Below are 24,781 nucleotides of genomic sequence, written 5' to 3'. Positions count from 1 at the left end.
GCCAGCTCCTAATCACTTTCTTTCCCGGTGAGAGAGCCATCATCATGGCGAACGAAACGGAAACTCTCTGTCATGGGGTCATCATGGATCAGGGCGTGGACGGTGCAGTCATAGACCGCTTTAAAGCCCTGCACAGGAGAGCAGGACACGCTGTCAACATGAAGGCTTTTATTGACCTCATCGGTAATGTCTTGGCGCTTTTTATCAATCGCATTTTTATCGCCAAAAATGTCGGTTAGGAGGCCTTGGACTTTCAAGGAATTATGGGAGGTGCGCTCTTTCAGGAATTGCTCAACCTCATGTTTGTTGGGTGCATTATCCCCACAGGATACAAGGAGGAAGCAGGCCGATAAAAAAGCAGGGAAAGCGTAACGTACGGTCATGAGAGAGGTTCCATCACAAAAAGGTCACGGCATGTGGTGTTATTGGGCATGATAGAGGAAAAAGATTAATTTAATAAGCGCACTTAGAATAGTGAAAGCCATGCACCAATATCTTTTCACATAATAGATGAGAGTATGGGATGAGGAAGATATCGTTTGTGCGTGTTCGGAGGCGAGGAATTGAAGCCGTTTTAGACGGCTAAAGTGCATTAGGAATGAGGTGAGCTTGACCATCTGCCCAATAAGAAACCAGAGAGTTGGTGGTGCCTAGGTCAATACTAATGATCATAGAGAGGCTCTCATTCAGAAATAAATTAATGCATGATGAGCGTTCATAGCATGATTTAGACAATCCCATATCGGAAAAGAAATAAAATCAGCGCTTCCAATTTGTTATATTATAACATAATGTTCCGTCTGTATCTTATGAGGACGTCGTGGCGTGAGCCTGACAAAGACAGGGCAGATAAGGGTATGAAAGTCGGGAGAATAGGGCATTGGTCGCTTATCGGGGTGTGTCTTTTAGGAGGGGTTAGCAGCGCCTGGGCCGATGATGTTGAAAATATCCGCGTGACCGCGAAACGGTTGGATCAAGCACGAGAAGCGCTTCAGCCTTTTATTGGTGCGACACAAACGCATTTTAGCCGCCAAGCGATTGAGGCGAACCCGGGTGGTGACAATGCGGGGATGAATAGCCTTCTTCTCCAAGCACCCGGTGTGGCACAAGATAGCTATGGGCAGCTCCATATCCGCGGTGATCATGATAATGTGCAATATCGCCTTGATGGGGTCGCGTTGCCGGAAGGTATGAGCGTTTTTTCCCAAGTTCTGTTGAACCGTTTTGCTCATGACCTCAGTCTCACCACAGGCGTGCTCCCTGCCCAATATGGATTTCGTCAAGCGGGGGTGATCGACATCACCACCAAGAATGGCTTTACCGATAAAGGTGGGATCTTATCGGTCTATGGTGGGTCTCGCGATTATGGGCAGCCTTCCGTGCAATATGGCGGCCATTGGGGGAAATGGGACGGCTTTATAACCGCCGATGCTGTGCATAATCGGGTGGGGATTGAAAACCCCACACCGAGCTATAATGCGTTGCATGATTTGAGCACACAATATCATATGATGGCGCATCTGCGTTATACGGTTAGGCCGCAAACACGTCTTAGTCTTACAGCAGGTGTGGCTAATGGGTGGTATCAATTACCGAACAATCCCGGCCAACAACGCCAATTCGCGACACCGCTTTTTAAAAACCAAGGGCCCTCGGCTCAGGCCGCGAACGTGGATAGTAGTCGCCTTGATGAGCGGCAGCAGGAATTGACGGATTTTGCCATGCTGTCTTGGCAGGAAAATCATGACAATTTCAGCATGCAAACCTCGGCGATTTTACGGTACAGCTCATTGCGTTATTCGCCTGATGAGGTGGGAGACCTTGTCTATAATGGCATTGCGCAGCGCGCCGCGCGGTCGGTTTTTTCATCGGGTATGCAAAATGACACGACGTGGAAAATTGCCAAGAACCACACGTTACGTGCTGGCTTTCAGGCCTATGGGGAACGCGTTATTAACAAAACGGATTCCCTTGTTTATCCCGTTACAGAGGGGCAGGTTGGCTCTACGCCCGAGCGTATCCATGATGGGTCAGGCAAAAGTGGAGCACTTTATGGGGCCTATCTTCAGGATGAATGGCGGATAACCCCCAGCCTGACGCTCAATGGCGGGCTTCGCTTTGATGGGGTGGAGCAATACACCCATGCGCACCAGCTTAGCCCACGGATCACGTTAGTGTGGACACCGTGGAAGGGTGGACGCTTCCATATCGGGTATGCACGTTATCTCACACCCCCTCCTTTTGAAAATTTAGGGAGTTCGTCGCTGTATAAATTTGCCAATACATCAGCCGCACCGGCTAATTTTGGCAATAGTGCCGTGAAGGCTGAGCGAGATAATTATTACGATGTAGGCTTTATGCAAAAGCTCTTGCCCGGTTGGCATGTTGGTGTTGATGCCTATTTAAAGCGGGCGAAGAATTTACTTGATGAAGGGCAGTTTGGGGCCCCGGTGATGTTGGCTTCCTATAATTACCGGAAAGGGAAGGTGCATGGCTATGAGTTCACCACCGATTATACAAATGGCCCGCTAACACTTTACGGGAATTTCGCCTGGTCACGCGCTATGGGTAAAGACGTCAATTCCGCGCAATGGAACTTTGACCCTGACGACCTCGCAACGATGCGGAAACAATGGGTGCATCTGGATCATGACCAGCGCTGGACGGCTTCGGCAGGGGCGGCCTATCGTTTCTTCCATCGCACAACGCATCCGCTCCAGCTTTCAGGGAGTATGGTTTATGGCAGCGGTTTGCGTAAGGACAGCGCCACAACGCCTAATGGGGCGACGGTTCCGCAATATGTCACCTTTAACCTCAGCGCGGTACAGTCGGTTAAAACGCCGCTTTGGATGGGCGGTGGGGTGATGCGTTTTCGCCTTGATGTGGTCAATCTTTTTGACCGCCATTACGAGTTGCGTGATGGCACGGGCATTGGCGTAGGGGCGCCCCAATATGGGTTGCGTCGTACAGTGATGGGAGGGGTCTCTTATCAATTCTGATATGCACGTCTTTATGATTGACCGGGGTGCAAAAAAGATGTCTTAAGTACGGCCGAAAATTGAGGGGGAGATCCATCCTCCTCATAAGACAATAAAGACATGATGCCTCTCCCTCAAACTTCTCCAACCCTCCCACGCAGACATCGGCTTATGCGCGCGCTTCATTCCGGTATTGTGCTGGCATTAGCAGGTTATGCGTTCTTCTCTATCAGTGATGCATGCTCTAAAGGCCTCGCCGGGCGGGTAGACCCGTTTGAGGTGGCTTTTTTTGGCGGTGTTTTTGGTATTTTGATTTTGCCCTTTATCCGCCAAAAAGGTGAATCCTATAGTGTGATGTTTCGCACGTCTCATCCGTGGATGTGGCTTTTGCGGGCTGTGTCGGTTTTTGCAGCTACGGCGTCCTCTGTCATGGCCTTTATGCTCTTGCCGATGCCAGAAGCGCTTTCACTGATGTTCTTGATGCCTTTCTTTGTAACGATCATCTCTGTCGTTGCTCTTAAAGAGGCTGTGAGTGTGATCACATGGGTATCAGTCGGTTTGGGGTTCTTGGGGGTGCTTATTGTGCTGCGTCCTGGGGCTCATGCGCTGCATCTGGGGCATTTATGTGCTGTTATTTCAGCTTTGACGAGTGCCATTAGCGTCATTGCCTATCGTTTTGCGGGTACACAGACATCGCGTTTGGCATTGTTTGCGCCAAGTTTGATTGGCCCTCTAGTCGGCGATAGTATTTTGATGGCCGTGCATGCCCATTTCCCTCATGGGTGGGCGGTATGGTCGCTGCTTTTTGGGTATGGCTTTCTGGCTGCTTTGGGCCAGCTTTTCATGATGTTGGCAACGGCAGTGACACCAGCAAACCGCGTGGCTTTGCCTCAATATAGCCAGATGATCTGGGTAGTGGCTTTTAGTTATCTCATCTTCCATCAACCGTTAGATGGATGGGATATTGTCGGTATTATTGTTGTAACATCCTCTGGGCTAGTGAACTGGGTCTGTCAAAAGATCCGTTATGAACATATGCTGTTGAGAGAATGGTGGCGACGTTACCGGTTTGGTCCGCCCCCACCGATGAAAAATCCTTAATGGATGCCTCCCCCTTCATAAGTATATCTTATGGAGGGTTTTGTTATTATGACATATAGTATACTCTATTATTTTGATGTATCAATGTAATGAGGGGATGTGTTTAATGAAGCAGAAAATTTACTTACTAGAGCTCCAAAGTATTATTCACTCTGTATCAGAAAACGACAGAGAGCGATATGTGAACCTTCTTGTCGAACGTATCAGAAACCCTGTTGTAACGTTTGGTTTAAGCGCCTTTTTAGGGTCTTGGGGAGTTGATCGTTTTTATATGGGGGATGTGGGCCTCGGTATTGTTAAGCTCCTGACTCTTGGCGGTTTTGGTATTTGGACATTGATTGATCTCTTCTTTGTTGCTGGCACAACGAGAGAAAAGAATATTCAGCTCGCACGGGAGCTTAAAGCATCCCTCATGTGATGTTGTGGTGTCGTTTTGTTGAAAGTGATGCGTGACGTGTAAAAAACCCTCCATGAACAGGGCTCATGGAGGGGTTTTCATAGGCGTATCAATGGAGCTTCTTTTTTAGAAGGACGTTGACACTGTTCCCGTAACGGTAAAGCGTGGCACAGCGTAGAAGAGTGCGCCAGAGCCAGCAGCAGGGCCTGCATGACCGTTTGTGAGGGCGACTGCATGGCGGTTGAGCTGAATACCATTGGCACCGCTACGCACTTTAGCCCCTGTTAAGTTGGTAAAGTTCAACTTGAAGGTAGGGCTTTTGGCAAAGAGGAAAGCCGGGAAATGGTACCCAATGGAGAGGTTGTTGGTGATGTACCCTGGCATCCGTTGGTCGCCAACCAGCGTAACGGACTGTGGGCCTGCATAATGGAGGCCAAAATTACCGAAGAAATGGCTATCATCATAGGTGAGGCCAACATTAGCCATCACATGAGGGGCCAGCGGTGCCTGTTTCCCTTTCGTGGGGAGGTAGCCTGCGGACTGGTACGCCACGTTTGTGTCAATTGTGGAGTGTAGATACTCAACTGACGCATAGGGGCTGAAATGATGGTAGGACTTACCGGCAATGAGGAAGTCAAACCCGCGTGAAGTTTGGTTCCCTGCATTGATGGTATTGCTTACCCCACCCCCGAGATAGGTGGTCACTAAGCGGTTGGTGATGTTGTAGTTGAAGAACGACGCATCAATCATGAAGTAGCGGTTATTGTAGCGGTAACCGAGCTCTTCTTTGATGGAATATTGGTTTTTGGGCAGTTGTGGGCCACTAGCAACGAGGTCAGACGGGGTAGGCTGGCGGAAGTCTCCCTCGGCATTCACATAGATCTGATTATGCTCGTCAATTTTGTACCCGATGGAGAGTTGAGGCATCGGTGACGTGTCATTTTTGCCTAAATGATGCGCTGTTCCCGGGGCCGTGGTATTATACCAATAATTGGTCATAATAAATTTCAGACCCGTGATGACCGTTAGGCGATTATGCAGATAATGGGAGCTATTCTGCACAAACAACCCATGAATCTCATACCCTGCATCTACCGTGCTGGTATTGCGGAGCAGTTGGCCGTTTTGCTTCACAAAGGTTTGGTTGTCCCCACGGTTGGGGCTGACGGCACCGCCGGAGCTGTCCGTCGTACTGGTGGGGAAGCCAACTTCAGAAATGTTGTTTTCATACCAATAACCTGCGGTGAAGCGGTTATGGCGGTCCCAATCCACATTGAACTTGGCAATGGCCCCGGCTACGCGGTTCTGATTTTGCTGAAAATAGCTGGTCAGCTGCTGCCCTTCTGCCACTTGGGTGCCATTGCTATAATACACCGCTTGATCGCCCGTTCCAGCCAGAGAGCTGCTGGGGCCATTGGCTGTCCATCCTTGGCCGAAGCTGAGATAAGGGGTGAGGTCAAAGGAGATTTTCGGTGTGATAACGGCATGAAGGGGGGCGGTAACAAAAAGCTGGTTCCATGAGTTAGTGCTGGCCCGCCAGTAATTGTTGCTTCCACCAAGGTTGGTGTAGCGATCCGAATGGTTCCAGCCGATGCCCGTATGTTTGTTGAGCTTGAACTGCTCTTCTGTTGGATAATTATCAATGGGCATCACTTCATTGTTCCACGAGGTGTGGATGCTGAAGGTTGAACCATTATTCCAGTCTTTGCGCAGGCCGAAATCAATATGTTTACGGTCGCTTGTGCCGGCGCCCATCCAGCTCCGTGCATGAGCGTGCGAGAAGGACGCGAAGGTACGAATGCCGGAATGACCAATCTCACCGCTATCAAAACGAATAAATTCGCGTGAGAGATTGTTTGTTCCGTAGGAGAAATCGACCATCCCACCGCGTTTTTTAGACGGGTCACGCTGGGTAACATTCATCACCCCAGCGGCTGCGGAGGAGGTGGGAATATCAAGCGCAGAGCTGCCAGGGGTGACGGAGACATTCTCAATATTTTCGGGGTCTGTTTCCTCATTGAGGTAATTAACGTTGGTCGTTGGGGCCCCGTTGAGCATCAGGCCCATATCCGCATCGGTAAGGCCGCGAATAGCAATCGCCCCGCCTTTCATTCCCGAGGTATCAGAGGGTGTGACATTCATGCTGGGGAGCATCTGCACAAGGTCGAGCGGCGTGGAGGTCGGGCTCCGTGTGGCGATATATTCTTTTGTCACTGTTTGGACAGAGTGCGGGGCTGTCTCTTGGCGGATCATTCCACCGCCACCATTACGGGAACGACGCGAAAATTGTACCGTAATATGTTCGGCAGAATGGCTCACCATGGCATGTGGTTTTTTATGCGGATGGTGGACGGCACTGCTATGGGGGCTGCTATTCCCGTGAGCGTGAGAAGGGGCAGCTGAGGCGTGCGACACCATCATACCACCCAGTAGGCTTATTCCGAGCTGTGACAAGCGCGTCGTTTCTGAACCCATTGGCTCGTGTGTTCCCCTTATTTTGCATATCAGATGCGCGGCCTGCCTATAGCGGCTCTGTTGTAAAAGGGGAACATTTCATTGAACGATCAGGATGCTGCTGTTGCCATAAAGTCACCATAGTGTGTGGAGGTGGAGCGTGTGAGAAGGGGCGCTCATAGGGAGCACATGATAGGGTATTGCACGAAAAATAGCCCAATGGAGCGGTGAGCATGTGTGCTGCGAGAGGTACGCGCGTGAGGCGTAAAGGGGTTTGGCGTTGTCAACGCATTTTCTAATGATTGGGGCGATCTGATGCTGCTGAACATAGAGCACGCCCCGATTCTCTTGCTGCTGTCAGTGTGTGAGCAGATATGGCTGGCGAGGTCGTTTTTCTGGGGTGATCGTTATGACATCCTAAGAATATGTGAGCGCGTGATGTCGTCTGTTGTGGCCGTGATGCTCCAAGCTCGACTGGCGAGAGGGAATATGGGTCATATCGTGGTGTGACGGTTTTCTCTCTTATTGGAGAGGTGCTGTTGGTACGCCCATGTGGGGTCTCAGGGATTGGATACTTGATCGTAGATTATGTAGCGCAGGATAGGGTGGTACTTGTTGAATGACGGGTAGGGTTGAAAGAGTCATTGAGGGGCCCTGACGGGGGCAGGGGAAACGATACGGCGTGATGGTGATCGTCTGAGGTGCCCGCTGCCATGTTCGGTGTTTGATTATATATGCCGTTAGGGGGAAAGGGGCTCTCTCCAGAGGTAAAGAGGGCCCGACCATGAGTGATGGCCGGGCTGTCTGCTGTTATTCGTGATCGAGGTCGAGGTTCCCAAAGCGTGTGAATTCGCCTTCAAAGTAAAGCGGGATGGTGCCGGTTGGGCCGTGACGTTGTTTTTCCAAAATGAGTTCTGCCTGATTATGAACGAGCGCCATTTTACGGTGCCAGTCTTCAAGAGCAGCCTGATATTTATCCGTGGATTCAAAGGCGCTGTCTTTTGGTTGGCGTTGCTGAAGGTAATATTCATCACGATAGACAAACATGACCGCATCAGCGTCCTGCTCAATAGAGCCAGATTCACGCAAGTCAGACAGCATGGGGCGTTTATCATCCCGGGATTCTACTTGGCGAGAGAGCTGAGACAGCGCGATGACAGGTACAGCAAGCTCTTTGGCGATCGCCTTGAGCCCTTGGGTAATCATGGAAATTTCCAACACACGACTATCCGGGCGGGTGCCGATAGCGGGGCGCATGAGCTGGAGATAGTCCACCACAACCAAGCTTAGTCCTTTGGTGCGGGCAAGGCGGCGGCAGCGTGTGCGCATGGCTGATAGTGAGATCGCTGGTGTATCGTCAATATGGAGCGGCATACGCTGCAATTCACGTGAGACACGGACGAAACGGTCAAAGTCTTTTTGGTTAATGTCCCCACGACGGATGCGCTCCCCCGGGACTTCAGATTGCTCGGACAGAATACGCGTAGCAAGCTGCTCAGACGACATTTCCAGTGAGAAAATCGCGACACTGCCGCGGGGCTTTTCGCCTTTATCCTCGGCTTCACGCAAGAGCGCCTGCGCTGCGGAAAAAGCGATTTTGGTCGCCAGTGCTGTTTTCCCCATCGCTGGACGACCAGCAAGAATGAGCAAGTCAGAAGGGTGAAGGCCACCCGTTTTCTTATCAAAATCACGCAAGCCCGAGGTGAGGCCGACAATATCACCGGTGCGGTTAAAGGCTTGGGCGGCGGTATTGAGCGCTTCAGCCATGGCGTGTTCAAACGTGACAAAGCCGCCATCTTGGCCTTTATCGGTCGCTAAACGGAAGAGCGCTTCCTCCGAGGCGGAAATCTGATCCGCCCCATCAAGGTCAACGCGGGCGCCATAGGCATTATTAACGACCTCGCTGCCAATATCGATTAATTGGCGGCGAATCCAGCAATCATGAATAACGCGGCCATAATCACCCGCATTCACAATGCCGACCATCGCGTTCATGAGTTTGGCAAGATATATTGGCCCACCTGCTTCATCCAGCACGCCCGTATGCTCAAACTCGGCCCGCATGGTGACGGGGTCGGCAAGCTGGCCACGTTCAATCCGGCGGGAAATCGCTTCGTAAATCCGCCCATTAATCTGGTCTGAAAAATGCGATGGCTGAAGGAAGTCGGAGACCCGCTCATAGGCTTTATTATTGGTGAGAATAGCCCCCAATAAGGCTTGTTCAGCGGCCACATTGGCCGGAGGGGTGCGCTGTAGGAGGGACTCTAACGTATGAGGCGTATCCGTATTATCGGTCGGAGAGGCAATATTCATGAGATGGTTCAGTGTATCAGGAGGATCAGACAATTAAGGCCGTCTGTAAGTCTAGCGTAGAGAGGTGCCATCCTGGGCTAACACACAGCCTGCCAGATAGAGGCTTCCACAAATGAGCACACGGGCAGGGCCAGCGTCGGGCTGGGCATTGCGGGCTAAGTGGGAAAGGGCGTCACGCACTGTTGGGCCTCTTTGAGCGCTAACCCCTAGAGACTGTGCTGCCTCTATGATGGTGTCCACCGGCATGGCGAGATGTTGCTCGGGCTCGGCGACGGCGTGAACAGTATGGGCTAGTGGCAGAAGAGGGCGGAGGAACCCGCTGACATCCTTACTATCTTTAAGGCCGATAATAAGGTGCAGTGGTCGGTCATTTTGGGTTTTCAGAAAAGCCGCAAGTGCTTGTCCCGCTCCCGGATTATGGCCGCCATCGAGGGTGAGTGTCCAATGGGCGGGCAGAAGGGCCGCGAGTGTGCCATGCAAAGGCTGAAGGCGCGCCGGCCAATGCGCTTGGGCAATGCCCTCATAGGCGCTATCGGGCAGTGAAAGGCCAGAACGGCGTAGGGCAGCAATGGCTAAACCAGCATTCTCCGCCTGATGCGGGCCGGTAAGAGCCGGTGCTGGAAGGGAGAGTGCCCCTTGCTCATCACGATAAGCGAGCCCGTTTTTGCTGAGCTGAACTGTGATGTCATCACCCAAAAGAGAGAGTGGTGCATCGTTGTTCTGAGCGCAGAGTGAGATCGCTTCCAGCGCATCTGGCTCTTGAGGGGCGACAATGACGGGAACCTCTGGCTTGATAATTCCCGCTTTTTCAAGGGCAATCTGGGCGATGTCATCTCCAAGAAATGCCTGATGGTCAAGGCTTACGGAGGTGATGATGCAGGCTCGTGCTGTTGGAATGACATTGGTGGCATCATAGCGCCCACCGAGCCCAACTTCTAAAATGGTGAGGTCAGCAGGATGGCGTGAGAAGAGCAGAAAGCCAGCGGCTGTGAGCACCTCAAAGACCGTGATAGGCGCGCCGTCATTGATGCGCTCAATCTCTTCAAGCGTTTCAATGAGAGCGTCTTCACTTACCAGCGTTCCGGCAATACGGAAACGCTCTGTGACATCCAGCAAATGCGGGCTGGTCATGACATGCACGCGCAAGCCGGCATGTTCGGCAATGGCGCGGAGATTAGCGCAGGTGCTGCCTTTGCCATTTGTCCCTGCGACATGGATCACCGGTGGCAGCTTGCGTTCTGGATGGCCCAGACGTGCCAAAAGCTGCTCCAACCGGCCTAAAGAGAGGTCGATCAGCTTAGGGTGCAGCTCCTGTAGGCGGAGCAGCACGGTGCGAGCGCGACCACGAAATTCGCTTTGGGGTGTGCCGTCATGCCGGGATGTCATGATAAGGATCCGCTTCGTGAATGATTAGCTCTTTTTAGCTGACGCTGCTTGGAGCGTCTGAGCGGCGGCTTCTGCTGTAGCATCAGGCTCACCCTCTTGCGGCTCTGGTGCAAGCATCGTGATGAGACGACCGAGCAACGCAGGAAGCTCTTGGCGTGTGGAGATGGTATCGACCATTCCATGATCACGCAGATATTCTGAGCGTTGGAAGCCTTCGGGGAGTTCTTCACGCACAGTATCACGGATGACACGCGGCCCCGCAAAGGCGATCAGCGCGTTGGGTTCGGCAACATGAACATCCCCCAACATCGCGAACGAGGCGGAAACACCGCCTGTGGTGGGGTTGGTGAAGACCACGATATACGGCAAGCCTGCTTCACGCAGCATCTGCACCCCGATGGTTGTACGGGGCATCTGCATGAGGCTGATCGCTCCTTCTTGCATCCGTGCTCCACCAGAGGCGGTGAAGATGATCAGCGGTGCTTTCTGCAAGATTGCAAGGCGGCAAGCGGCTAGAAAAGCGGAGCCCATGGCGCCACCCATCGTGCCGGCCATAAATTCAAACGCCATCACAGCCACAACAGCGTCACGCCCACCAATTTTCCCATGAGCCACTTGTAAGGTGTCGTCCAAGCCTGATTTGTGACGGCTGGCCTTGAGACGGTCTGTGTAGCGTTTGGAATCACGAAATCCGAGCGGGTCGGTTGGCATATCGGGAAGGTCGATGGTGGTGTAAAGCCCATCATCAAACGTCCATTTAAGCCGCTCATGAGCTAAGGCGCGCGTATGATGGCCGCAATGAGGGCACACTTTCTTATTACGCTCTAGCTCTTTGACCAGAAGCATGCGGGTGCAAGAATCGCAATTAGTCCAGAGATTGTCTGGCACATCCCGTTGCAGCAGACTCCGCAGTTTGGGACGAACGTGATCGGTCAGCCAGCTCATAGGTCTCGTTTACTCTCCGGATGCAATAGATCAGATAGCCCTGACGACCATATGGGTGCTTTATGTAAGGCACACAAGCACAGCCAACAGCCGAAGGGGCGTTACGGTGGAGGCGGACTTTATCCGCACTATGGTAAAGATACCAGACCCCATAGAGTGCCGCCACCTTTTCTCGTGCGCAGCGTGGCGGCTGTACAACCGCTATGAGCGAGGAAATTTTAGCGGCAATGCGCTGTTTTCCTTCACTTGCTTGAGGCCGATATACGATTTCACATGGGAAACTGTCTGAAGGGCGAGCAGTTTGCTGGTGACGAAATCAGACAGCGTTTCCAGTGTTCGGGCGACAATTTTGAGCATATAATCAGCATCCCCACTGACAGCATAGGCTTCTTGGATCATCGGATCAGCGCTAACAAGAGTGCGAAAAGCCCCAAAGGACTCGGTGCTATGGTCTTTAATGCTCACTTGCACAAAGGCGAGGACAGGCAAACCGACAGAAGGGGCATCAATGCGTGCGGCATACCCACGGATGATCTTGTTTTCTTCCAGTAAAAGGCGGCGGCGTGAGCATTGAGAGGGGGAAAGATTAACGAGCTCACTAAGCTCACGGTTGGTTAGGCGGCCATTCTGTTGCAAAGCTGAGAGAATACGCCAATCGAAATGATCCATCATATCCGTAATTATGCACAGATTGTGCATAATACGCTATATTTTGTTTATTTATGCACACAATGTGCGTCTCTTTTCAGATAATGTGCAGAGAAGAGGGAAAAGACTATGGGACGTCGCATGGTCTGATCTACCCTAGGATATTTCTTTAGGATGTCTTGTTTATGCATATGATGATTGGTGATTTTCTCGCTCGCCGTCTGACAGAGATGGGGCTGCGCCATATTTTTGGTGTTCCAGGTGACTTTAATCTTTCCTTTTTAGAACAAATTAACGCGCGGGATGATCTCGCTTTTATTGGCAACACCAATGAGCTGAACGCCTCGTATGCGGCTGATGGGTATGCCCGCACGTCTGGACTTTCTGGGGTGATTACGACCTGGGGTGTGGGGGATATGAGCGCCATTGGCGGGCTGGCAGGGTCTTATGCTGAACGCTTGCCAATTGTGCATATTACAGGCCTCCCACCGCTCTATGCGGTTGAAAGCCGTGCCCTCCTTCATCACACCTTAGCAGATGGTGGGTATGGTAATATTGGCCGGTGCATGGCGGAATTTACCGTGGCTCAAACACGGCTAACCCCCGAAAATGCCGTGACTGAAATTGACCGCGTCCTTCAGGCTTGCTGGCGGGAGCGCCGCCCCGTGCATATTCAGGTGCCCTCTGACATCACGCATTTAGAGATTGAGGTGCCCCAGACACCGCTTACATTGGCCGAGCCTACGGGCGATTCACGTCAGGTGGCGCGTGCCGTGGAGCAGATCGTCATTAAGCTTAATGCGGCAAAAGCACCCGTGCTGCTGATTGATGCCGATGCAGACCGGTATGGGGTGGCCGCTGATTTAGCAGCGTTGTCGGAAAAATGCGGCATCCCGTATGCGTCACTTTTGCCCGGAAAGGCGATTTTGGATGAGACGGGGGCTTTTTACTTAGGCGGTTATGCAGGGGCGGCTAGTCGCCCTGATGTGCGTGAGGCTGTGGAAGGGTCTGATTGTCTGATCGGTATCGGGGCACGCTTTACCGATACAAGCTCGGGCTTCTTTACGCATCAGATCTCAACGGAATCCTATATCGACCTGCGCGCGCATGATGTGAGCATTGGGCGTGAGCCGATTGCAGCGGCCCCGATCAAGGCGGTTGTGCAAGGCGTTCTGTCGCAAGTGCAGGCTGCGTCTCGTCCAGCACCGCAAAAGCCTGCTCAAGCAGCCGTTCCGACAGCGAAGAGTGAGGATGGCCTAACCCATAAGACGTTATGGCCACGTATTGGGCAGTTTTTCCGTCCTGATGATGTGATTATTGGTGAAGCGGGCAGCAGTCATACGGCTCTTTCCGGCATGACGTTGCCAAAGGGAAGCACCTATATTGCTCAACCCGTCTGGGGAGCGATTGGTTATACGTTACCAGCGCTTTTTGGGTCGCAACTTGGGCAGCTCTCACGTCGTCATCTCCTCTTCATTGGGGATGGCTCTATTCAGCTCACGGTTCAGGAGCTTTCCTCCATTCTTCGTCATAAGCTGAAACCGATCATCTTCCTGATTAATAACCAAGGTTATACGGTTGAGCGCATGATTTTGGGGGAGCACTCACCCTATAATGACATTGCTCAATGGCGTTATACGGAGCTTCCGGCGGTCTTTAATGCAGAAGCCCCGGTGATGACGCGTGTGGTAGAGACTGTCGGTCAGCTTGAAGAGACGTTAAGCACGCTGCACAATAACGAGCATGCAGCGTTGATAGAGCTGAAGCTGCCTATGTTGGATGCGCCTGAAGCGTTGAAAAAATTTGGTGCTGTTGTGGCTGATTACGATTATGGCCCTTGGGGCCCGCGCAACGCCTCTCAACGGTCTTAAAAGTTCTCAATATAAGCGTGAAGAGGCCCTCTTTGCTTTTGGACTGAAGGCGAGGAGGGCTGGCTCTTTTGACCCCTGACATAAAAAAGTTCTGCCTACTGTGTTTCAGAAAATTGACGCCGCTCCTGGTGACCCGATCCTTTCTTTGATGGAAGATTTTAAGGCTGACCCACGGTCTGAGAAGGTTAATCTCAGCATTGGTCTTTATTATAATGGTGAAGGCTTCGTGCCACAGCTCGACTGTGTGAAAGAAGCACGGCAGCTGTTGGATAAAGACACTGCGACGCCGGATCTGTACCTTCCTATGGAAGGGCACGCTGCTTATCGCCAGCAGGTGCAGAGGCTGCTCTTTGGGGCTGATAGTACAGGGGTTAATGATGGACGAATTGCGACTGTTCAGACGGTTGGTGGTTCGGGGGCTTTGAAAATCGGGGCGGATTTTCTCAAACATTTCTACCCTCATGCTGAACTTTGGGTGAGCGACCCCACATGGGAAAATCACCTGTCCATCTTTGAAGGAGCAGGCTTCAGGACGCATCGCTACCCGTATTTTAATGCGGAAACAGGGTTGGTTGATCTGCCTGCGATGCTGGCCTGCTTACGGGGCGTTCCAGCACAGAGCGTCGTGTTGTTGCACCCTTGTTGTCATAACCCCACCGGTGCGGATCTCACGAAGACGCAATGGGATGAGGTGATTGCTCTTCTTAAAGAACGTCATCTCATCCCTTTCCTTGATATGGCCTATCAGGGTCTTGGCGCTGGGCTGGAGGAAGATAGCTACGCTATCCGCGCGATGGAGAGAGCGGGGTTAACGTTCTTGGTGAGTAACTCTTTCTCCAAGATTTTCTCTCTTTATGGCGACCGGATTGGGGCTTTGTCCGTTATGTGCGCTCATCGTGATGACGCAGAGCGCGTTCTTAGCCAACTGAAACGCACCGTGCGGCGTAATTATTCCAGCCCCCCTGTGCGTGGTGCGCAGATTGTTGCAACCATTTTGAGTGATGAGCGGTTGGCCCAGAAATGGCGTAACGAGGTCGAGGCCATGCGGGTACGCATTGTCGCTATGCGTCAGAAACTCGTGGCTCAACTGGGGGAGCGTGTGCCCCATTATGATGCACGTTATCTCACAGCTCAACGCGGCATGTTTAGCTATACGGGTCTGTGTGGGGAGCAGGCTGATCGCTTATGCGAAACCTACGGGATTTATATCCTCCGTAGTGGGCGTGTCTGTATGGCAGGGCTAAATGACCACACACTTCCTCGCGTTGTGGAAGCTATAGCGCAGGTTCTTACCGCTTAATCATTAAGGGAAGCCGCTTCTTTTTCAGGAGAAAAAAGGCGGCTTACGATTATTGATAGTGTTTTTTAAAAAAAGTCAGTGTAGGGTTAAGGGGATTCTTTTACTTCTCCTCTAAGGAAATGGTGGCATGAATGTCTCTTTGACCCTGTATAATGTGACGTATCGTGGCGAGTTAAGAGCAACGAAGCAGGAGACCTTGCTGAATAAGCCCATTCAATCATCTGCAACGCAGAAGCAAGTGCTAGATGATGCTGTGACCTATTCATTAAGTGCACAGTCACCATTTGATAAAGTGAAGTCTGTGGACGCAAATAAGGTTAAGTAAACGCGTTCTGCGTTGTTATTATGGCGTATCTAAGAATATACTCGTCCTTGTAGAGTGACGACTCTCTCCTACATGATGTCTAAGCTGTCGCTATCTGCTTCCATATAGGCTTGGAAGTCAGGTATGAGCATGTTTGGATGAAGAGCGCACCGGTAACATTTTTTCTCGTGGGCATTAATGATGGCGTCCCTAAAGGGAATGTATCTCCAAGAGCAGGATTGCCAACGCCCAAAGGCGATGCCTACACGACAAAGAACGTTTTTAGCGTCTTTTGTGGTAGGCTCAGAAAGTCGGAAAAACAGCTTGCCTTCAAATAGCCGACAGGGCGCTTTCTTTCTGTTGGCCTTATATCCTCCCCCAAGTCTATAAGAGCCGTCTGTAGGTTTTCACATTATAGGGCCATATCACGTCTTTAAACGAGCTCTCTAACGCGTACGAGTATGCTGACGTCATAGAGGGGGCAAGGTGGCCAGAATACCCCTATGTCGTGGCAGAAAATAGCAGCTCCGACGGCGGTTCCCTCATCGTCTGGTGCAGAAGTGGGCCCTATGGCTCAGCGAGCACGCCCTGTATCGTCTCTTGATGCGGATACATTGTATGAGCGGCTCCGTAAATTGGCAGAGCTTCGTGATAAAGGCATTTTGACAGAAGAAGAATTTGTCCAACAAAAGACGCGTTTGCTCAATCAATAAAGCGTTTATGAGTGCGGCGGCGTTTGGACATGGTCTAATGCTGAGAGAATAGGGCAGTCTGCTTGCTCTTCACTGGCGCAGTCATCGACGAGTGCTTGCAAGGTTGTCAGCATGCTCTCCAGAGCTGTCATTTGGTCACGTAATTGCGCAATATGCGCGTTAGCAACATGACGCACATGCGCGTTATCACGCCCCTTCCTCTGCCATAGTTCGAGGAGGGAGCGGATATGCGGCACTGAAAAGCCGAGTGCCCGGGCACGGCGGATAAAGCGTAACTGTTGTAGGTCTGTCTCACGGTAAGAGCGGTAGCCGGACTCTGTGCGGTGTGTTGGTGCGATCAAACCAATCTCTTCATAATAACGGATCATCTTGACCGATAATCCTGTTTCACGTGAAGCAGCTCCGATATGCATGGTTATACGCGTCCTTACCGACGTGGAATGGTGAGTGCAGAGCTTGGGGGACGCCTATTTTGAAGGAAAGGAGTCCCTGTGCAGCTTTTATGTGCCGTTTTTACCTGCTGCGAAAGGTGGGGTAAAACGGCGCAGGCGGAGCGTGTTAGTCAGCACACACACGCTGGAGAGGGCCATCGCACCGGCAGCAAACATGGGGGAGAGTAACAGTCCCCAGAATGGATAGAGAACCCCTGCTGCAATGGGGACGAGGACGATGTTATAGGCAAAGGCCCAGAAGAGATTTTCGGTAATAATACGCAGCGTGGCGCGTGAGAGGGCGATGGCCTGCACAATAGTGGTGAGCTGCCCATTGACCAAGACGACATCAGCAGCATCCATTGCGATATCCGTGCCATGCCCGACGGCAACCCCGACATCAGCTTGAGCAAGGGCAGGGGCATCGTTAATCCCATCACCGGCAAAGGTAACGGATTGTCCTTTCTGCTGGAATGTCTTGATGGCGTCCACTTTCCCTCGTGGCAAGACATTGGCGACGATGTCCGTAATCCCGAGCTGCTGACCAATGGCTTCTGCGGTCGTGCGTTGGTCTCCGGTAATCATCACGACCGTGAGACCATGAGCTTGGAGGGCCGCAACCGTCTCTTTGCTGGTACTTTTCAAGGGATCAGACACGGCCAATAGAGCAGCGAATGTGCCATCAAGGGCAACATAAAGGGGTGTTTTCCCTTGTTGGGCGAGGGTTGTGGCGGCCTCATGGATAGGGGCGATATCCACAGAGAGTGTGTCCATAAAATGGGCGGAACCGATCTGTACGCGCGTACCGTCACAGATGCCGTGCACGCCCATACCGGTGATGGCCTCAAACGCGGTCACATCTGGAAGGGTGTGTGTGTCGTCCGGTGAGGCCGCCTTCGTTAAGGCTTTGGCGAGCGGATGTTCGGAGCGTGATTCAACGGCAGCCACGGTACGTAAAACTGTAGAACGGTCAATTCCCGGTGCGAGATGGATGTCCGTCAGTGTCGGCTTGCCTTCCGTTAAGGTGCCGGTTTTATCAAAAGCGACAACATCGCTGTCTCGTAAGCGTTGAAGCGCGTCACCTTTGCGGAAGAGGATGCCAAGTTCAGCCCCTTTGCCCGTGCCGACCATAATGGCGGTTGGTGTGGCCAAGCCCATTGCACATGGGCACGCGGCAATCAGCACGGCAACAGCATTCACCAAAGCGAAGGACAGGGCAGGGGCGGGGCCAAAGGCAAGCCAGCTCAGAAAGGTCAGTGCCGAGAGCACCATAATGGCGGGCACAAACCAACGCGTTATGGCATTGACGCGGGATTGAATGGGAAGTTTGCTGCCCTGAGCATTCTCTACCATTGTGATGATATGTGAGAGCATCGTATCACCACCCGTAGCGGTGGTGCGGAAGCGGAAAGCACCGTTTTGGTTGACCGTCCCCCCGATCACGACATCCCCTGTTTTCTTTGCCACAGCCATAGGTTCGCCGGTGATCATGGCTTCATCAATCCAGCTCTCTCCTTCTGTAATGATTCCATCCACCGGCAAACGCTCACCGGGACGGATGTCGATCACATCGCCAAGGGTAATGCGATCAATGGGGTCATCATGAAGGGTTCCCTCGCGCAGTACACGCGCTGTGCGTGGCTGAAGGGAGGTGAGAGCACGGAGAGCCGCTGACGTTCGTCCCTTAGCGCGTGCTTCAAGAAAGCGACCAAGCAAGACAAGGGTGATGATTCCCGCTGCGGCCTCATAATAAAGTTGAGCCGTCCCCTGTGGGAGGAGGAACGGTGTGAACGTGGCACAGACAGAATAGAGATAAGCAGCCCCGCTCCCAACAGCGACAAGGGAGTTCATCTCAGGAGCACGACGCCATAGGGCGGGGAGACCATGGAGGAAAAAGCGGCGCCCGGGCCCGATAAGAAGAGCCGTCGTCAGGAGAGCTTGCAACACGGCATCAGGGAAGGAGCCGAGCGTTGAGCGCGCCCAGGGAAGCATTTCCAGCAGGGCAATCGCCACCCAGAGGAGAGCCGCGCTGTAAACATCACGCAGTAAGCGGCGGCGTTCTTGGGCCTGCTGGGCGTCACGATCTTCTGGTGATGTCGTAGCCTTACGGAGCGCGTGGGCGGTAAAGCCTGTGGCTGTGATGGCTTTAATGAGGGTTTCTTGTGTGGCAATACCGGTGATGGTCGCACGCTCGGTTGCGAGATTAACGGTGGCTTCCAACACGTCTGGGCGTTTTTGTAAAACGCGTTCAATGCGTGCGCTGCATGACGCACAGCTCATCCCACCGATGGCGAGCTCAATCGTCTGAGAGGGCACGTCAAACCCTGCTTTTTTTACGGCGTCAATGAGAAGTGGGAGGCTGAGTGGTTGGATGCTGTCGAGATAGGCGTTTTCGGTCGTAAGATTGACGGTAACGGCGGTGACGTCTGGTTGTTTGTGCAAGACACGCTCAAGGCGAGCGGCACAAGAGGCGCAGCTCATGCCGGATATGGGAAGCTGAGTATGGATCACAGAGGCCGCCATCACATGTCTCCTAGATGAAGAAAAGAGAGAATGCCCTCTGAGATAAGGCCTCCCATCATGGGAGGGTCAAGGTTTCGGCATTAAGGCATGTTTGTATGTGTGGGCTTTTGTTTGCGTTTAGGGGTGTAATGCGTGCGGAAAAGCGCATCTAACCAAGGCATGGTGATGGAGTAATTATGCTCTTCTGCCATATAGTGATGGAGCAGATGATGCCGCTTCCACCATGACCATGGCGCGCTCTTCATGGGGAAGTTATGCGTGGCAAAATGGAGCGTATCATAGAGAGTATAGCCCAAAAAGAACCCTGCGAAGAAGGCGCTCCCAAGCCCAATGTCTGTACACCAGACAGACACTCCCCAGATGGCCGCTCCAATTGGTAGAGTGACGATGAGGGGCATGAGTGTTCGGTAAGGGTGGCTGGGTTGAATATGGTGGTTGCCATGGAAGATATATACGAGGTGCTGAATCGCTTTAATATTACTGGAAAAATGAAAAACATAGCGGTGTAGCAGATACTCTGTGAGCACCCAGGCCGGAACCCCAATAGCGATACGCCAGAGGATCGCCCATGTGGAAGGAGCGTAGACGATCGCTGTGGTGAGGGCGAGCATTTCGACAATAAGACATGAGATTAAAAAGGTACGGAATGAAATGAACGTAAAAGATTCCATCCAATCATGTTGGAAAATCCGTACGGGTTCAGCCTCGCCCGATACTTTACAATGGGGTGCGTTGGGTTGATTGGGATCGGAGATCCTGATCAGACGGGAGAGGTTTTTTTTCATGCGTGCAAGCTGTTTCTGATCACAAGGTAGCAAGGGGCAGTAAACAAGCGTGACTGTAAAATAGTTTTGAGGACAAGGGAAGCGTTGGAGAGGAAGCGATATTGCATCTGAGCGGTAAGGCGGTATGTAGGGTTTACTTTTTTTCGCGAAACTATGGTCATGTTTCGTTCCTTCAAAGTCCTTTTATAGAGAGGAAAAGACCCTCATGATGCTGACAAATGGGCAAGAAATTGCGCTCATGATTCTAGGGTCTGCTCTATTGGGCGAAGGTCTTGATGCTGCTGTTCAACCGCGTCGTATAGGGCGTGAGTGGCGGGCTTTTCCATTGCGGTTTTTGCCAGTTTTGGTGGCGAGTTCTGTTTTTCTGATGATGAGCGGATCAGTGTTGATCGCTCTTTTAATGAGTGGACTGTGCCTTGGCGTTTTGGCTATCGGGTCAAATCTTAAGCTACGTTTGTTGAATGAGCCGCTCGTATTTACTGACCTAGCCTTACTGTCAGCTTTTGTGAAGCATCCACGTTTTTACCTGCAAGCTGTTCCAGTGCCTTTGCGTTTTGTCGTTGTGGCCGGTTTGCTTCTGCTTCTCGTGGTTCTGGTTTTGTTATCGTCGTTGCGTGGTTACATACGGCTGGAAGCAGCGGTTATTGGGAGTATCGCTGCTCTTTTACTATGGAGAATGTTGGAATGCCAAAGTCGGGTGGGAGGGCCTGCTCCGGCTTTATGGGACGATACACAGCGTTTGGGGCTTCTGCCTGTCTTACTGCTGTATACATGTCGCTGGGCACGATTACCCCCTCTAGAAGAGCAGGCCCTTGTGTCACTGTCTCAGCATGCTCCCGATGGCGTCATTATCATACAATGTGAGTCGTTTGCTGATCCAGCCAAGCTTAATCCGCAGTGGGCACCATTACCAGCGCTTAGGCGTTGTCAACAAGAAGCGCTTCAATGGGGTGAGCTAACGCCAAGTGGGTTGGGGGCTTATACGATGCGCAGCGAGTATAGTGTGCTCTGTGGGGACAGTGATGAAACTTTATCTTATCGGCAGTTTGACCCATTTTTGACAGCACATCGGGCGCCTTCTCATGGCCTTGCTCGTAAGTTGAGGGATGTCTATCCAGAGGCATTATTCCTCCACCCTTATGATATGCGCTTTTATGGCCGGCAAAGCTTAATGCCGCAGCTTGGTTTTACAAAACTTGTGGGGAAAGAGTTTTTCACGAAGGCTGATCAAGAGGGGCCTTATGTGAGTGATGCTGCGCTTGCTGGTTTTCTTGAATCTATTATACGAAATCAATCACGTTTTTTGACCTATTGTGTGACGATTGAAAATCATGGCCCGTGGAAAAAAGGCCGATTAGGTCAAAAAAGTGGTGCGGAGGCATGGCATGTCCATGCCCAACATAGCGATGCAATGCTCGGCAATGTGTATGACGACATAAAAGACAGCGGCAAAGATGTGTTGTTGGTCTTTTTTGGTGACCACCGACCTGCTTTAGAGGCACTTCCCCCCTGTAAAGGGCTCAAGCGAGGCACGCCTTACGTTATAATGCGCCCGAATGCTCCTGCAATGATAACCCGCCAGTGTGAGCCAGTACCATTGACGATGGCTGAGCTACATCAGGCCATTGTGGAGGCTGTCTCAGCTTCTCCTCATACATGAACGGCTACAAAGGGAGATATAGCATCCCTTTGTAGCCGTTTTAATGTTAACGCACAGCGTAAAGGCCTGCGGTCATACCTTCCCCAAGAAGAGTGCCAATCAGCATATTGATCTTAAAGAAGCGCGTTGTTGCGGCATCCGTGATGAGGATTGCGTCATGATCTTTCACAGGAATTCTCTGTGCGAGGAAATATTGTGTCGGATTCATCATATCAATTTCATACACAACGGGTGCGGTATGATGGCCCGGTTTGACAGGAACCCCGAGACGCTTGCAAACAGTCTCATCTTCATAACGAATGAGATAAACACCATTAGGATCGGCGCGGCTATCAGCCGGCCCACCGATACGTGCCAAAGCCCCAGCCAATGTTAGAGTTGCCGTGCCAAACTGCACTTCGTTGCGTTGTTGATTTTGCCCAATTGCGCCGAAGGCTGTGAAGGTACGTGGCTGATAAGTAACACGCAGACGGTCACCCGGATTAGCCCGGATATCCTCTTCAGGATGATTTTCAAGTGTGGCGAGGTCTGTCATCCCGATGTGATGACGACGGACCAGCTCGATTTGCGTATCTTGAGGGGCATGTTTAGCACCGCCTGCAATGGCTACGACATCAGAGAGATGCTCATCAGCTAGCGAGAGCACAACACGACCGGGGCGGGTGACTTCTCCCGAGACAATAACTGTGTTGCTAATGTCCGTTTGAATGCGAACCATCACTTGTGGATCTTGTGATTTCCCCTTCAAGCCATTTTGAACCATGGCGGCCACTTGGCTGGGCGTTTTGTCCATCACATTCATACGCCCCACATAGGGAACCATGATGGTCCCATCACCCTCCACCTGTGTGGGAGGAAGATTCTGTGCCGCAATATGGGGAGCAGTGCTCATAGAGCCCCCACCCTCCACGTTAGAGCTACTCACGCTTCTGTCAGGCATGGAAAAAAGACCATTCCCAAGCTCGAAAATGGAGATATTTAGAACATCACCAGCGCCAATATGGTCATTGAGAGAGCGGCGAGGGTCATGTTTATCAAGTGTTGAAATAAGCGGCTGCGTTTCTGATGACAAAATATCAGCGATATCAGGCGTCATCGCAAATAACTTATAGTCTAGGGCTGCTTTATTAGCCGGAGATTTCGTATAGTTCCGCACTTGCTTCTGTGTAGGGCTAGAGCGTGGCACCCAGCTACAACTCGCTAACAGGAGGGCCAGTACACCCGCCGTGCTTCTGTAGAGAAACGATGTAGTTTTTTTATTGCGGAGGCGAGTTTCCTGATAGGAAGAGACGGGCATTAGGCATTCCCATTTTGGATTACAAAACGATGCGACACTGTGATAATATCTTTCCGATAGAGGGTGTTGTCATTGTAGTCAATGGGGCTCTACTTAAGAGAGAGGAAGCAGCTGTGCATTCTGTCGTAGGAAGGCATAAGATTGACTTGTAGGGGAGCTAATTGATAGGAGTGTTTTCATCATGTATGTTGCCTTTAATAAAGATAAGGATGTTCCCTAAATAAAGGCGCTGTACGGGAAAGAACGTTAGGTTAGAAGCGCTTTTTCAATAATGCGGAGAGGAAACCGGAGTGAGCGAGCATTCTTCTGAAAATATGGAAATGGAAGAGGTGGCCGTGTCCGTGCAGCGCGAGGATACACAACAACATTATTCTGTTGTAGAAGGTGCGTTCCACAATAGCGTTATTCGAGTCCCCGTTATGAAAGCGGCTAATGCAGGACGTCGCCATTGGGTGTTTTTATTGGTTGTTGTTTTGCCGACTTTTCTCATGGCTATTTATCTATGGGCTATTGCGGCACCTCAATATATTTCTGAAACGCATTTCTTGGTGAGAGGAAAGTCTCAAGGGCTTTCTGGTATGGGGGGGCTTGCAAGTTTATTGGAATCGACCCATGGGGGAACGCAGGATACCTATGCTGTCCAAGATTATATAATATCGCGTGATGCGATGCAGATGTTGGTTCATAAAGAAGGGTTGTTGAATGTTTTTAACCCTCCTCATGCGGACTTTTGGGCACGTTTTCCATCGCTTTTTACAAGGAAGGACTCAGAGAGTTTTTACCAATATTATCGTAATCATATTAAAGCGCAAATTGATGCAGAAACGGGTATTTCTCATTTAACGGTAAGAGCCTTCTCACCGGAAGACGCTCAGAGAATAGCGCAACGCTTGCTTGTTGCAGGTGAGCAGCTTGTTAATGAGATGAATGAGCGCCAACGTCATAATATGCTTGCTACGGCGCAACAAGAGTTGAATGAGACATTTAGAGAGCTTCACAACGCCGAGCTGCAATTGGCGTCTTACCGTTATACAAATGAGATTATTGATCCGGTTAGGCAGGCTACGCCTATGGTTGGAGCCGCTATCTCTCTAGAGACAACTCTTTCAATGATTGAGGCTGAGAAGGCCCAGCTTGATCGAACTGCTCCTGGTAGCCCTTTGCGCCAAGTTTATGAACAACGTATTAAATCTATCAAATCTCAGCTTGGTCGTGCACAGTCCCATATTACTGGGCATCAGGGCTTGTCTTTAGTACCTAAGCTCTTGGGATATGAAGAGTTAGAGGTACAAAAAAAGTTATTGGAAAAAAGGATAGCAATTGAGACTAGCGCTGTTGAAATTGCTAAAGGCGAGGTCGATCGTCAGATGATGTATATTACTGTTGTCGCGCAGCCGAGTTTGCCAGATTATCCGGAGTATCCACGAAATACGATATTCTTGCTCATTACGTTTTTTACAGCTTTAGGTGTTTATGTGACGGGAGCATTGCTTGTATCTGGAGCACGTGAACATAATCTCCAATAAGAGTGTGAGAGTATTTATCGTGGGTTGATAGGGCTCATGGTGATATTGATGATTTGTTATTTTTGGAGGTGATTGTTAATCACCTATTGTATATATGCACAGAAAGAGAGTTACCATCTACATAATGGCAATTCTCTTTCTGTGCATAT

Annotated in this window: 19 protein-coding genes; 9 read left to right on the top strand and 10 right to left on the bottom strand. The window is 51.3% G+C overall.

Annotated features, from left to right (window positions below; genetic code table 11):
* Positions 1-8: 8 nt before the first annotated feature.
* On the bottom strand, positions 9-383 hold the full coding sequence (locus tag F457_RS0108285; RefSeq protein WP_018980671.1) for a hypothetical protein: 375 nt from the start codon (positions 381-383) through the stop codon (positions 9-11).
* Between the two features lie 474 nt (positions 384-857).
* On the opposite strand from F457_RS0108285, the gene F457_RS0108275 reads away from it, so the two are divergent.
* The 3 genes from F457_RS0108275 (at position 858) to F457_RS12645 (ending at position 4,497) form a co-directional block, all read left to right on the top strand.
* Complete coding sequence (locus F457_RS0108275) at positions 858-2,999, top strand: TonB-dependent receptor (RefSeq protein WP_018980669.1); 2,142 nt, start codon at positions 858-860, stop codon at positions 2,997-2,999.
* 150 nt (positions 3,000-3,149) lie between these two features.
* A complete protein-coding gene (locus F457_RS0108270) occupies positions 3,150-4,079 on the top strand; it encodes a DMT family transporter (protein ID WP_026294299.1) in 930 nt (309 codons plus the stop codon).
* Positions 4,080-4,185: 106 nt separating this feature from the next.
* Entirely contained in the window at positions 4,186-4,497 is a 312-nt protein-coding gene (locus F457_RS12645) for a TM2 domain-containing protein (RefSeq protein ID WP_018980667.1), read from the top strand.
* Between the two features lie 105 nt (positions 4,498-4,602).
* Here the strand turns inward: F457_RS12645 and F457_RS0108260 are convergent, their stop codons facing one another.
* The 5 genes from F457_RS0108260 to F457_RS0108235 form a co-directional block, all read right to left on the bottom strand.
* Positions 4,603-6,951 (bottom strand): TonB-dependent receptor, encoded by a 2,349-nt coding sequence (locus F457_RS0108260; RefSeq protein WP_018980666.1) that lies wholly within the window; start codon positions 6,949-6,951, stop codon positions 4,603-4,605.
* Between the two features lie 789 nt (positions 6,952-7,740).
* The gene (locus F457_RS0108250; protein ID WP_026294298.1) at positions 7,741-9,243 is read right to left on the bottom strand and encodes a replicative DNA helicase; all 1,503 of its coding nucleotides are present in this window, start codon (positions 9,241-9,243) and stop codon (positions 7,741-7,743) included.
* Positions 9,244-9,294: 51 nt separating this feature from the next.
* Complete coding sequence (locus F457_RS0108245; protein WP_018980663.1) at positions 9,295-10,629, bottom strand: bifunctional folylpolyglutamate synthase/dihydrofolate synthase; 1,335 nt, start codon at positions 10,627-10,629, stop codon at positions 9,295-9,297.
* A gap of 24 nt (positions 10,630-10,653) precedes the next feature.
* Positions 10,654-11,574 carry an acetyl-CoA carboxylase, carboxyltransferase subunit beta gene (gene accD, locus F457_RS0108240; protein WP_018980662.1) on the bottom strand — a complete coding sequence of 307 codons (921 nt, stop codon included), beginning with the start codon at positions 11,572-11,574 and terminating at the stop codon, positions 10,654-10,656.
* A 201-nt stretch (positions 11,575-11,775) separates the two neighbouring features.
* Entirely contained in the window at positions 11,776-12,246 is a 471-nt protein-coding gene (locus F457_RS0108235) for an Lrp/AsnC family transcriptional regulator (RefSeq protein WP_018980661.1), read from the bottom strand.
* Positions 12,247-12,407: 161 nt separating this feature from the next.
* Between F457_RS0108235 and F457_RS0108230 the strand changes: the two genes are divergently transcribed.
* From F457_RS0108230 to F457_RS0108215, 4 genes are all read left to right on the top strand, one after another.
* Positions 12,408-14,093 (top strand): alpha-keto acid decarboxylase family protein, encoded by a 1,686-nt coding sequence (locus F457_RS0108230; RefSeq protein WP_018980660.1) that lies wholly within the window; start codon positions 12,408-12,410, stop codon positions 14,091-14,093.
* A 100-nt stretch (positions 14,094-14,193) separates the two neighbouring features.
* Positions 14,194-15,393 carry an amino acid aminotransferase gene (locus F457_RS0108225; protein WP_018980659.1) on the top strand — a complete coding sequence of 400 codons (1,200 nt, stop codon included), beginning with the start codon at positions 14,194-14,196 and terminating at the stop codon, positions 15,391-15,393.
* Positions 15,394-15,520: 127 nt separating this feature from the next.
* Positions 15,521-15,718, top strand: a complete 198-nt coding sequence (locus F457_RS0108220; RefSeq protein ID WP_018980658.1) for a hypothetical protein — start codon at positions 15,521-15,523, stop codon at positions 15,716-15,718.
* Positions 15,719-16,200: 482 nt separating this feature from the next.
* A complete protein-coding gene (locus tag F457_RS0108215; RefSeq protein ID WP_018980657.1) occupies positions 16,201-16,410 on the top strand; it encodes an SHOCT domain-containing protein in 210 nt (69 codons plus the stop codon).
* 5 nt (positions 16,411-16,415) lie between these two features.
* On the opposite strand, the gene F457_RS12640 is transcribed toward F457_RS0108215, so the two are convergent.
* The 3 genes from F457_RS12640 to F457_RS12635 form a co-directional block, all read right to left on the bottom strand.
* Positions 16,416-16,823, bottom strand: coding sequence for a MerR family DNA-binding protein (locus F457_RS12640; RefSeq protein ID WP_018980656.1), 408 nt, complete (start codon positions 16,821-16,823; stop codon positions 16,416-16,418).
* An 87-nt stretch (positions 16,824-16,910) separates the two neighbouring features.
* A complete protein-coding gene (locus F457_RS0108205) occupies positions 16,911-19,364 on the bottom strand; it encodes a heavy metal translocating P-type ATPase (RefSeq protein WP_018980655.1) in 2,454 nt (817 codons plus the stop codon).
* Positions 19,365-19,444: 80 nt separating this feature from the next.
* The gene (locus F457_RS12635) at positions 19,445-20,149 is read right to left on the bottom strand and encodes a sterol desaturase family protein (protein WP_083912741.1); all 705 of its coding nucleotides are present in this window, start codon (positions 20,147-20,149) and stop codon (positions 19,445-19,447) included.
* A 205-nt stretch (positions 20,150-20,354) separates the two neighbouring features.
* Between F457_RS12635 and F457_RS0108195 the strand changes: the two genes are divergently transcribed.
* On the top strand, positions 20,355-21,809 hold the full coding sequence (locus F457_RS0108195) for an LTA synthase family protein (protein WP_018980652.1): 1,455 nt from the start codon (positions 20,355-20,357) through the stop codon (positions 21,807-21,809).
* A gap of 46 nt (positions 21,810-21,855) precedes the next feature.
* Here the strand turns inward: F457_RS0108195 and F457_RS0108190 are convergent, their stop codons facing one another.
* Positions 21,856-23,106 (bottom strand): polysaccharide biosynthesis/export family protein, encoded by a 1,251-nt coding sequence (locus F457_RS0108190; RefSeq protein ID WP_018980651.1) that lies wholly within the window; start codon positions 23,104-23,106, stop codon positions 21,856-21,858.
* Between the two features lie 290 nt (positions 23,107-23,396).
* On the opposite strand from F457_RS0108190, the gene F457_RS0108185 reads away from it, so the two are divergent.
* Complete coding sequence (locus F457_RS0108185; protein WP_018980650.1) at positions 23,397-24,632, top strand: hypothetical protein; 1,236 nt, start codon at positions 23,397-23,399, stop codon at positions 24,630-24,632.
* Positions 24,633-24,781 lie beyond the last annotated feature (149 nt).

It is taken from the genome of Saccharibacter floricola DSM 15669, from assembly GCF_000378165.1.
Classification (GTDB): Bacteria; Pseudomonadota; Alphaproteobacteria; order Acetobacterales; family Acetobacteraceae; genus Saccharibacter; species Saccharibacter floricola.
Note: the sequence above shows the minus strand (reverse complement) of the source record. Positions and strands in the feature narration are given on the sequence as shown.

Coding starts and splice junctions, on each gene's coding strand:
- accD (WP_018980662.1), bottom strand. CDS start 11,574: ATGAGCTGGCTGACCGATCACGTTCGTCCCAAACTGCGGAGTCTGCTG.
- F457_RS0108205 (WP_018980655.1), bottom strand. CDS start 19,364: ATGGCGGCCTCTGTGATCCATACTCAGCTTCCCATATCCGGCATGAGC.
- F457_RS0108275 (WP_018980669.1), top strand. CDS start 858: ATGAAAGTCGGGAGAATAGGGCATTGGTCGCTTATCGGGGTGTGTCTT.
- F457_RS0108190 (WP_018980651.1), bottom strand. CDS start 23,106: ATGCCCGTCTCTTCCTATCAGGAAACTCGCCTCCGCAATAAAAAAACT.
- F457_RS0108215 (WP_018980657.1), top strand. CDS start 16,201: ATGTCGTGGCAGAAAATAGCAGCTCCGACGGCGGTTCCCTCATCGTCT.
- F457_RS12645 (WP_018980667.1), top strand. CDS start 4,186: ATGAAGCAGAAAATTTACTTACTAGAGCTCCAAAGTATTATTCACTCT.
- F457_RS0108220 (WP_018980658.1), top strand. CDS start 15,521: ATGAATGTCTCTTTGACCCTGTATAATGTGACGTATCGTGGCGAGTTA.
- F457_RS0108285 (WP_018980671.1), bottom strand. CDS start 383: ATGACCGTACGTTACGCTTTCCCTGCTTTTTTATCGGCCTGCTTCCTC.
- F457_RS0108250 (WP_026294298.1), bottom strand. CDS start 9,243: ATGAATATTGCCTCTCCGACCGATAATACGGATACGCCTCATACGTTA.
- F457_RS0108245 (WP_018980663.1), bottom strand. CDS start 10,629: ATGACATCCCGGCATGACGGCACACCCCAAAGCGAATTTCGTGGTCGC.
- F457_RS0108230 (WP_018980660.1), top strand. CDS start 12,408: ATGCATATGATGATTGGTGATTTTCTCGCTCGCCGTCTGACAGAGATG.
- F457_RS0108235 (WP_018980661.1), bottom strand. CDS start 12,246: ATGATGGATCATTTCGATTGGCGTATTCTCTCAGCTTTGCAACAGAAT.
- F457_RS0108195 (WP_018980652.1), top strand. CDS start 20,355: ATGATGCTGACAAATGGGCAAGAAATTGCGCTCATGATTCTAGGGTCT.
- F457_RS12635 (WP_083912741.1), bottom strand. CDS start 20,149: ATGAAAAAAAACCTCTCCCGTCTGATCAGGATCTCCGATCCCAATCAA.
- F457_RS0108270 (WP_026294299.1), top strand. CDS start 3,150: ATGCGCGCGCTTCATTCCGGTATTGTGCTGGCATTAGCAGGTTATGCG.
- F457_RS0108260 (WP_018980666.1), bottom strand. CDS start 6,951: ATGGGTTCAGAAACGACGCGCTTGTCACAGCTCGGAATAAGCCTACTG.
- F457_RS12640 (WP_018980656.1), bottom strand. CDS start 16,823: ATGCATATCGGAGCTGCTTCACGTGAAACAGGATTATCGGTCAAGATG.